The sequence below is a fragment of the Micromonospora sp. RV43 genome (assembly GCF_001029515.1).
GTDB classification, from domain to species: domain Bacteria; phylum Actinomycetota; class Actinomycetes; order Mycobacteriales; family Micromonosporaceae; genus Micromonospora; species Micromonospora aurantiaca.
In genome coordinates, this window is sequence record NZ_LEKG01000239.1 from 1 (window position 1) to 8,724 (window position 8,724).

Sequence of the window (8,724 nt, forward strand, 5' to 3'; positions counted from 1 at the left end):
ATCCCCCACTTCAGGGAGGCAACCATCATGGCTACCACTCTGCTGCGCAAGACCGTTCTGACCGCTGCCGGTGTCGTCGCCACCGCTGGTGGCATCGCCGGCCCCGCCATCGCCGCCCATGCCGCCCCCACCACCGGCACCACGAGCGTGGTGGCCGACCGCAAGGGCCACGGCGAGCGGGAACTCGACGTGCGCTACGAGGCGCAGCCCAACTTCTACTTCTGCGGCCCCGCCGCCGCCCGTAACGCGCTGAGCGTGCAGGGCAAGAACATCGACGTGCACGCCATGGCCAAGGAGATGGGCACCACCGAGGCCGGCACCAACTCCATCAACGACATCACCCCGGTGCTCAACAAGGAGACCGGTAAGGACGTCTACAAGTCCACCGAGATCCCCGTGGACAAGGCCCGCGACCGCGACAAGGTCGACAAGCTGCGCGCCGACGTGGTCAAGACCGTCGACGACGGCCGTGCCGTGGTGGCCAACATCGCCGGCACCGCCACCGACACCGACGGCAACGCCCACTCCTTCGAGGGTGGCCACTACATCAGCGTGGTCGGCTACCGCGACGGCGGCAAGGTCGTGACGATCGCCGACTCGGCCAACCCGAACCAGGCCTCCTACCGGATGGACGTCGACGAGCTCGCCCGCTGGATCGCCAGCCGCGGCTACAGCTCCTGACCGAACGACCATGACGAAGGGCCCGACCCCCACCACGGGGTCGGGCCCTTTCGCGCGTATCCAACGGCTGCCTTCCGGTCACCTCGCCGTCACGCCGGTGTCGTCACCCGGACGGCTCGCTCCACCACGCTGGGTCGCGCCGGATCGTCCGGGCGACCGTGAAGGAGCAGCTGTGGCAGCCGAGGAGGCGACGCACCGCCCACCGACCACGCCCCGCCCAGCCGCGCCGAGCCGCCCCGACGTGAGCGTGGTCGTGCCTGTCTACAACACGCTGCGCTACCTGCGGTCCTGCCTCGACTCGGTGCTGCGGCAGACGATCGGGCCGGGCCGGATGGAGATCGTGGCGGTGGACGACGGGTCCACCGACGGCAGCGGCCGCCTGCTGGACCGGTACGCCGCGAAGCACCCCGGCACGGTGCGGGTGGTCCACCAGCCCAACTCCGGTGGCCCGGCGTCGCCCTGCAACCGGGGACTGGACCTGGCCACCGGCCGGTACGTCTTCTTCCTCGGCTCGGACGACCGGCTCGGTCCGGAGGCCCTTGAGCGTCTGGTCGCCGCCGCCGACCGGTACGGCTCGGACGTGGTGCTCGGCAAGGTGGTCGGGGTCAACGGCCGGCACGTGTTCTCCGACGTGTTCGCCGACGGCAACGCGGTCGACGTGAGCCTGTTCGACTCGGCGCTGCCCTGGTCGCTGGCGAACACGAAGCTGTTCCGGCGCGACCTCGTGGACCGGCTCGGGCTGCGGTTCCCGGAGGACATGCCGGTGCTCAGCGACCAGCCGTTCACGCTCGCCGCCTGCTACCACGCCCGCCGGATCTCGGTGCTCGCCGACTACGACTACTACCACGCGGTGCGCCGGCTGGACGCCCGCAACATCACCTACCACAGCCGGGTCGAGCAGCGCCTGGTCAGCGTGGAGCGGCTGTTCGCGTACGTGGCCGACCTGATCCCCGCCGGGGAGCGCCGGGACGCGGTGCTGCGCCGTCACGCCGGGCTGGAACTGGCGAACCTCGTCGGCGACGACTTCCGGCACCTGGACCGGGCCGCGCAGGAGCGGGTGCACGCGACGGTCGCGCGGCTGGTGCGGCGGCACGTCACCGACGGTCTGCGGGACCGGCTCGACATCGAGGCCCGGCTGCGCCTGGGCGCGGTGACCGCGGGCGGAGTCGACGACCTGCTGGCGGTGATCGAGCAGGACAGCGGCCGGGGCGTGCCGGCGACGGTGTTCGCCGGTGACCGCTGGCACGCGGGCTATCCGGGTGCCCCGGCGCGGTGGACCGACGTCACCGACGTGCGCGCCGACTGGCTGGCGCGGCTGGACACCGTCGACGTGAGCTGGGTCGACGGGCACACGTTGACGGTGACGACGCGCAGCCCGTACCCCCGGTTCGCCACGGAGGCCGGGCCGGTGCGGATGCTGGCCGGTCCGGTCGTGGGCGCCACCCGGATGGACGCCGGCGATCCGACCGGCCGCACGCTCCGCACGGACTTCGCACTCGACCGGCTCCTGGCGGCAAGCTCCGCCAGCGGGCAGCGCCATCCGGTCCGCGCCGAGGTGGACGGCGGTCACGGGCGCGGCGGGGCCGCGGTGCGCGCGCCCCGGCTCGCCGCCGGGCGGCCCCGGCTGCTGCGGCACGGCGCCCGGCTGTACGGGGTGGCGGCGACAGTCGACCCGCGCAACGGTCAGCTCGTGCTCTCCGTGGTGCCGGTGACGGTGGGTCAGCTCGTCGGGCGGCTGCGCCGGCGCGGTGGGCGCGGTCCAGTAACGGCGCAGACGTCAGGGCGCGGCCCGGAAGCCCTGCTCGGCCGGCATGGGCACCTGGAGGTACGTGGTGCCGCGCAGGTCCAGCCAGGCCCGCTGCGGCGCGCGGACCAGCCGCACCATCACCCCGGTGCAGGCGGGGCAGCGCCCGACCAGGCCCGGGGCGTGCGAGTAGACGTGTAGCCCGGCCATCGGGCCGGTCGTCCCGCAGGTGTCGCAGCGGCCGGTGGTGGCGCTCAGGTCGACGGCGAACAACTCACGCAACGGCCCGTCGAGCATGTTGCCGTCCACGTAGGACAGGTCGGTCATACGCCCTCCTCGGGTCTCAGCCGGTCGGGCCGAACCGTTCGGTCCGCACGCGCCGGGTCGGGTGACCCAGCCCCACCAGCAGGTCGGCCACGGTCTCCACGAATCCGGTGGGGCCGCACACGTAGCACAGCGGCTCCAGGTCGGGCGGCCAGCCGTGGCTGTTCACGTCGGCCAGGCCGATCCGGTGCGGCTCGCCGCGCCAGCCCTCGGGCGCGGACCTGGTGTAGACGTACGCGACGTCGAGGCCCTGGTCGTCGCGCGCGCGGCGGCGCAGCTCGTCGGCGTAGATGACGTCGTCGGGGGTGCGCACCGAGTAGACGAGCCGGAACGGCGTGCGGCTGCCCGCGGCGCGGCGCGCGCGGATCATCGCCATCAGCGGCACCACGCCGGATCCGCCGCCCACGAGCAGCACCGGCGCGGTGTCGTCGGTACGCCAGACGAACCAGCCGCCGACCGGGCCGCGTACCTCCAGCGGGTCGCCCTCGGCGTAGGTGTCGGTCAGGTACGGCGACACCTCGCCGTCGGGCACCCGCTGCACCGTCACCTCGATCCGCTCGCCGTCGGCGGGGCCGGCCAGCGAGTACGACCGGGCGGCCTGGTAGCCGTCCTCGGCGGTGAGGCGCAGGTCGACGTGCTGCCCGGGCAGGTGCCCGGGCCAGCCGGGCACGTCCAGCACCAGCGTCTGCGCGGTGGGCGTCTCGATCCGCCGCTCGACCAGCCGGGCGACCCGCCACATCAGCGGCGCGACGCGGCGGCCCTCGGCCTGCGCCGTCACCTCAGTCGCCCTGGTAGCGCTGCTCGCGCCACGGGTCGCCGTAGTCGTGGTAGCCGGCGGTCTCCCAGAAGCCGGGCCGGTCGTCGGCGAGCAGCCGGATGCCGTGCACCCACTTGGCCGACTTCCACAGGTACAGGTGCGGCACGAGCAGCCGCGCCGGTCCGCCGTGCTCGGCCGGCAGCGGCCCCCCGTCGTACGTGTGCACCACCCAGGCCCGCCCGCCGCGCAGGTCATCGAGCGGCAGGTTGGTGGTGTAGCCGCCGTAGGAGTGCGCGAGCGCGTACCGGGCCTCGGTGTCGACGCCGTCGAGCAGCGTGTCCAGGGAGACGCCCTGCCAGGTGGTGCCGAGCTTGGACCAGCGGGTGACGCAGTGCAGGTCCACAGTCGGGGTGTCCTGCGGCAGGCCCATCATCTCGTCCCAGGACCAGCGGTACTCCGCGCCGGTCTCGCTGGTCAGCACGAACTCCCAGGTGTCCAGCGGCACGCGCGGCGTCGGGCCCGCGGAGAGCACCGGGAAGTCCTCGGTGAGGTACTGCCCCGGCGGCAGGTCGGGCGCGGACGTACGGGGCCGGCCCTGGAAGCCGGGCGAGACGATTCCCACCCGTCAGTCGTACCACCGCCGGTCCCGCCGGGGCAGGGGTTCCCACCGAGTCAGGCGGAACCTCCACCCTGCACCTCGTGCACGACGGTGCGCTTGCCGTCGCCGCTGTTGCGGGTGGCCCGCAGGCTGGTGATGGTGACGATCACCAGGACACCGATGATCACGCCGAGCGAGGCGAGCGTCGGGATCTCCGGCACGCCCTCCCAGATGCCGTGCGCCCAGTGCAGGCCGAGCTTGACGCCGATGAACGCCAGGATGGCGGCCAGGCCGTAGCTGAGGTGCACGAGGCGGCTCAGCGCGGCGTGCAGCACGAAGTAGAGCGCCCGCAGGCCCAGTAGCGCGAAGGCGTTGGTGGCGAAGACCAGGTACGGGTCCTCGGTGATGCCGTAGACGGCCGGCACCGAGTCGACGGCGAACACGATGTCCGTGGCCAGCACGGCGACCACGACGAGCGCGAACGGGGTGAGCGCCCGCCGGCCGCCCTGCCGGATCGTCATCCGGGTGCCGTGGTAGTCGTCGACCACCGGCATGATCTTGCGGAGCAGGCGTACCGACCGCATCTTGTTGATGTCGACCTCCTGCTCGTGCCCGGAGAGGGCGTCGCGCAGCAGCTTGACCGCGGTGGCGATCAGGATGAGCGCGAACAGCAGGAAGGCGAAGTCGAGCGTCTGGAGCGCGGCGGCGCCGAGCGCGATGAACACACCGCGCAGCACCAGGGCGCCCGCGATGCCGTAGAGCAGCACCCGCTGGGCGAGCACGGCGGGCACCGCGAACGCGGCCAGCAGCAGCATGAAGACGAACAGGTTGTCGACCGAGAGGGACTTCTCGACCAGGTAACCGGTGAGGTACTCGATGCCCTGCTGGCTGCCGTAGCGGGACCAGATCCAGGCGCCGAAGGCCAGCGGCAGGGCGATGTAGAAGGCCGACCAGCCCAGCGCCTCACGGATCGAGACCTCGTGCGGCTTTCTGGTGACCAGGAAGTCGAGCACCAGCAGGACGAGCACGCCGACGATCGTCACGACCCACAGCGTGGGCGTGCCGACAGACGACAACCCGGCCGCGGCCAGGGGCGACAATTCGGGCATGGAGCCTCCTCGAACACCGTGTCATGTTCGAGGTCTCCTTCACCCACGTTTTCGTGGGCAACCACCCGGGGCTCGCCTCGGCGGCTTGCCGTACTGACCGGAATGATTCGTGGGAAGTACTCCCCTCGCCTGCACAAGGCTAGGTCACCGCCGGACCGGACGCCAAGTCGGGACACGGTTGATTGCCCCGGTCAACCGCTGTGCGGTGGTGGAGGGCATGGCGCCAGGTCACCGGGCACCCTATGGTGACGCGGGTGACCAACCAGGGACCACTGACCGGCGTACGGGTGATCGAGCTGGCCGGGATCGGCCCCGGTCCGTTCGCGTCGATGATGCTGGCCGACCTCGGCGCCGACGTGGTGCGCGTCGACCGGCCCGGCGGCGGCGGGTTCGGCGCCTTCCCCGGCGACCTGCTGAACCGCAACCGCCGCTCGATCGCCGTCGACCTGAAGCAGCCCGAGGGGCGTGACCTGGTGCTCGACCTGGTCGCCGGCGCGGACGCGCTGGTGGAGGGCTTCCGGCCGGGGGTGACCGAACGACTCGGCCTCGGCCCGGACGACTGCCTCGCCGCCAACCCCAAGCTGGTGTACGGGCGGATGACCGGCTGGGGGCAGGACGGGCCGCTGGCGCAGCGCGCCGGGCACGACATCGACTACCTGGCGCTGACCGGCGCGCTGCACGGCGTGGGCCGGGCCGGGGAACGCCCGGTGCCGCCGATGAACCTGCTCGGCGACTACGGCGGCGGGGGCATGATGCTGGCGCTCGGCGTGGTCGCCGCGCTGTACGCGGTACGCGGCGGCGCACCCGGCCAGGTGGTCGACGCGGCCATCGTGGACGGCGTGTCGGTGCTGGCCACCCAGATCCACGCGCTGCGCGGCATCGGCCTGTGGCAGGACCCGCGCGGGGTGAACCTCCTCGACGGCGGCGCGCCCTTCTACGACACGTACGAGTGCGCCGACGGGCGGTACGTGGCGGTGGGCGCGCTGGAGCCGCAGTTCTACGCCGAACTGGTCCGGCTCACCGGCTTCCCGCTCGACGGCGGCGACGGCCCGCGGGACGCCGGCGCGGCGGCCGGCGGTGAGGCGCTGGACCGGGAAGATCCGGCGAACTGGCCGGCGCTGCGGGCGGCCTGGGCGCGGCTGTTCCGCACCCGTACCCGGGACGAGTGGACGGAGCTGCTGGCCGGAACCGACGCCTGCGTGGCGCCGGTGCTCGACTGGGCCGAGGCGCCGGAGCATCCGCACCTGCGGGCACGCGAGGTCTTCGTGGCGCCGGACGGCGTCACCCAGCCCGCTCCCGCACCGCGCTTCTCGGCCACCCCGACCTCTGTCCGGCGCCCGCCACCGTCGCCGGGCGAGCACACCGACGAGGTGCTGGCCGGTGCCGGGATCGACGCCGGCCGGATCGCCGCTCTGCGCACCGCAGGTGTGATCGGCTGACCGGCCGCCGGTTCAGCGGCGCGCGGCGGCCGGGGCGAGGGCCGGTTCCACCATGTCCCGGTAGTCGCGCGGAAACTGGACCACGACCTCCTGGAACTCCCCGCCGCGGATCGCCTCGCGCATCGTGACGAACACCGCGCGTACCGCGTCCCGGGCGGTGTTCTCGTCGCAGTCGGCCCGGCGGGCGACCCGGGCGACGAACTCCGCCGCGCCGAACCGTTCCGCGGCCTCGTCGCGCGGATACGGGCTGAGCAGCCCCTGGAGTGGCTTCGGCAGCTGCGCGGCCAGGTCCAGCACCTCGCCGCCGGTCAGCCGCTCGGCGAACGTCTCCAGTGTGGCCCCGGTGAGCGTGGCGGCCCGGTCCTCGCTGGTGCCGGTGAGCCGGGCGACCCGGCTCACGAAGGTCAGGTAGTGCATGCGTGGTACCCCCTTCGGTGCGCCCACCGCGGCTACCCGCGACGGCGCGCCGGAAACGGCGCCGGTCACCGGCGCGAGACGGGGGCGGGATTTCCGCGCTCGCGGGCGTGAGCTGCGGCGCGACGGGTAACCGCCGCCCGGTCATGACCCCGACTACTGCCACGAGGAGCCCGACCCATGGCGAGTTACACGGATGTCCTTGATTACCTGTCCGCGCTGGACTACCCGGCCGGCAAGGACGACGTCATCCGCGAGGCGGAACGGGAGGGCGCGCCGCCGGACGTGTTGCGGGCGCTGCGCGCTCTGCCCCCGGTGGACTACGCCAACGGCACCGAGGTGGCCCGGTCGGCCGGCATCGACGCGGCGCCCGAGGTGAGCCGGTCGCAGCGCGCGGCGCAGGCCCGGGACAACCACCCGCGCGTCTCGCAACACCTGCGCGGCATCTGAGTACGGCGTCGGGCCGGCGGGCGACACGGCCGCCGGCCTCTGCGCGTGCGGAAACAGGCCCGGCGTACGACTGTCGCGTGGGCGCTGCCCTGTGGCGGGTCGGCGTGCCCGGACAGGCGAGCGCCCCGGGTCACGAACCGCGACCTGGGGCGCCACGCAGCACCTGCCCTCCGCGGTTCACGCCCGAACCGGGTCGCGACCGCGCAGCGGTGAGATGTTCGCCCGAACCGGGCGGGCATCGCTGCCACGATCATCATACGACGCAACATCAGCCGAACGGGTGAGAATCGCGGAAGTGTGTCCGGGCGCACGTGTGCGCTCAGGCGGTCACCTCGGCGTACCGCCGCTCCAGGTCCACTCGCGCCAGCGCTCCGACCAGCCACGACAGTTGCTCCGACTCGCCGCTGCCGGTCAGTCCGGCGAGGTCGCGCGCGGTGCGGCCCAGCCCGAGCCGGCGGGCCGCCGCGAGCGCACGCCGGTCGGCCACCGGCGCCGCCTCGCGCCACAGCGCCTGCGCCTCGCGCAGGAACAGGTCGCACACCTCGTCGTCCACTCCGGGCAGCGCGGTCAGCAGCCGCCGTTCCTCGCCCGCATCCTGGTGCGCGGCGGTCCGCAGCCGGCGCAGGTCACCCCGGTACGTCTCGACGATCGTGCGGGCCAGGTCGCCGAGGGTGTCGGCGATCGCGGGCAGGTCACCGCGCAGTCCGGCGGCGCGCAGCACGCGTACCCGATCCTCGTGGCGGGAGCGGGCCATCCGGGCCGCGGTGTCCCAGCCGGCGTCGCGCAGCGCGGTGGCCGCGTCGACGGACCGGTGGAAGTCGCCCCGGCGGGCCAGCAGAACGGCCAGGTACAGCACCTGGAACAACTGGGCCGGGTTGTTGGTCACCCGGAACCCGAAGCACTCGGCGAACCCGCGGCCGTCTCCGGCGAGCCGGCGGGCGAGCCGCTTCTTGTCCGCGACGTCGCGCGGGGCGGTGGTTGTCGGCATGCCGCCGACTACCCCGGTGACGGCGCGGCATTCGGGGTACGACGGTCAGCCGCGGACGTCACCGCCGCGATCACGGGCCTTGAGCCGGGTGGTGGGCAGCGCGGGCGGCAGCGGCCGTTCCTCGCCCGCATCCTGGTGCGCGGCGGTCCGCAGCCGGCGCAGGTCACCCCGGTACGTCTCGACGATCGTGCGGGCCAGGTCGCCGAGGGTGTCGGCGATC

General features: G+C 73.5%; 9 protein-coding genes and 1 pseudogene. 4 read left to right on the plus strand and 6 right to left on the minus strand.

The features are described 5' to 3' along the window. Positions 1-27: 27 nt before the first annotated feature. Positions 28-681 (plus strand): C39 family peptidase, encoded by a 654-nt coding sequence (locus ABD52_RS34400; protein WP_047894486.1) that lies wholly within the window; start codon positions 28-30, stop codon positions 679-681. Positions 682-853: 172 nt separating this feature from the next. Further along, on the plus strand, positions 854-2,626 hold the full coding sequence (locus ABD52_RS34405) for a glycosyltransferase family 2 protein (RefSeq protein WP_047894487.1): 1,773 nt from the start codon (positions 854-856) through the stop codon (positions 2,624-2,626). On the opposite strand, the pseudogene ABD52_RS41220 reads toward ABD52_RS34405, so the two are convergent. The 4 genes and pseudogenes from ABD52_RS41220 to ABD52_RS34420 all read right to left on the minus strand — a co-directional run. Then, positions 2,552-2,752 (minus strand): annotated as a pseudogene (locus tag ABD52_RS41220) (DUF6510 family protein); the annotation flags it as partial. The gene ABD52_RS34405 and the pseudogene ABD52_RS41220 overlap by 75 nt on opposite strands. 16 nt (positions 2,753-2,768) lie before the next feature. Next, on the minus strand, positions 2,769-3,488 hold the full coding sequence (locus ABD52_RS34410; protein WP_176739820.1) for a ferredoxin reductase: 720 nt from the start codon (positions 3,486-3,488) through the stop codon (positions 2,769-2,771). 40 nt (positions 3,489-3,528) lie between these two features. After that, positions 3,529-4,128 (minus strand): sulfite oxidase-like oxidoreductase, encoded by a 600-nt coding sequence (locus tag ABD52_RS34415; protein WP_013285974.1) that lies wholly within the window; start codon positions 4,126-4,128, stop codon positions 3,529-3,531. Between the two features lie 50 nt (positions 4,129-4,178). Beyond that, complete coding sequence (locus ABD52_RS34420) at positions 4,179-5,213, minus strand: TerC/Alx family metal homeostasis membrane protein (protein ID WP_013285973.1); 1,035 nt, start codon at positions 5,211-5,213, stop codon at positions 4,179-4,181. Between the two features lie 242 nt (positions 5,214-5,455). Here ABD52_RS34420 and ABD52_RS34425 point away from each other — a divergent pair, with 242 nt between their 5' ends. Then, entirely contained in the window at positions 5,456-6,652 is a 1,197-nt protein-coding gene (locus ABD52_RS34425; protein WP_047894488.1) for a CaiB/BaiF CoA-transferase family protein, read from the plus strand. 12 nt (positions 6,653-6,664) lie between these two features. Here the strand turns inward: ABD52_RS34425 and ABD52_RS34430 are convergent, their stop codons facing one another. After that, positions 6,665-7,069: a DUF2267 domain-containing protein gene (locus tag ABD52_RS34430; protein WP_013285971.1), complete on the minus strand. Its 405-nt coding sequence runs from the start codon at positions 7,067-7,069 to the stop codon at positions 6,665-6,667. 177 nt (positions 7,070-7,246) lie between these two features. On the opposite strand from ABD52_RS34430, the gene ABD52_RS34435 reads away from it, so the two are divergent. After that, a complete protein-coding gene (locus ABD52_RS34435) occupies positions 7,247-7,516 on the plus strand; it encodes a DUF2795 domain-containing protein (RefSeq protein WP_013285970.1) in 270 nt (89 codons plus the stop codon). Between the two features lie 319 nt (positions 7,517-7,835). Here the strand turns inward: ABD52_RS34435 and ABD52_RS34440 are convergent, their stop codons facing one another. Then, complete coding sequence (locus ABD52_RS34440) at positions 7,836-8,504, minus strand: hypothetical protein (protein ID WP_013285969.1); 669 nt, start codon at positions 8,502-8,504, stop codon at positions 7,836-7,838. Positions 8,505-8,724 lie beyond the last annotated feature (220 nt).

Coding starts and splice junctions, on each gene's coding strand:
- ABD52_RS34400 (WP_047894486.1), top strand. CDS start 28: ATGGCTACCACTCTGCTGCGCAAGACCGTTCTGACCGCTGCCGGTGTC.
- ABD52_RS34410 (WP_176739820.1), bottom strand. CDS start 3,488: ATGTGGCGGGTCGCCCGGCTGGTCGAGCGGCGGATCGAGACGCCCACC.
- ABD52_RS34420 (WP_013285973.1), bottom strand. CDS start 5,213: ATGCCCGAATTGTCGCCCCTGGCCGCGGCCGGGTTGTCGTCTGTCGGC.
- ABD52_RS34425 (WP_047894488.1), top strand. CDS start 5,456: ATGGTGACGCGGGTGACCAACCAGGGACCACTGACCGGCGTACGGGTG.
- ABD52_RS34430 (WP_013285971.1), bottom strand. CDS start 7,069: ATGCACTACCTGACCTTCGTGAGCCGGGTCGCCCGGCTCACCGGCACC.
- ABD52_RS34435 (WP_013285970.1), top strand. CDS start 7,247: ATGGCGAGTTACACGGATGTCCTTGATTACCTGTCCGCGCTGGACTAC.
- ABD52_RS34440 (WP_013285969.1), bottom strand. CDS start 8,504: ATGCCGACAACCACCGCCCCGCGCGACGTCGCGGACAAGAAGCGGCTC.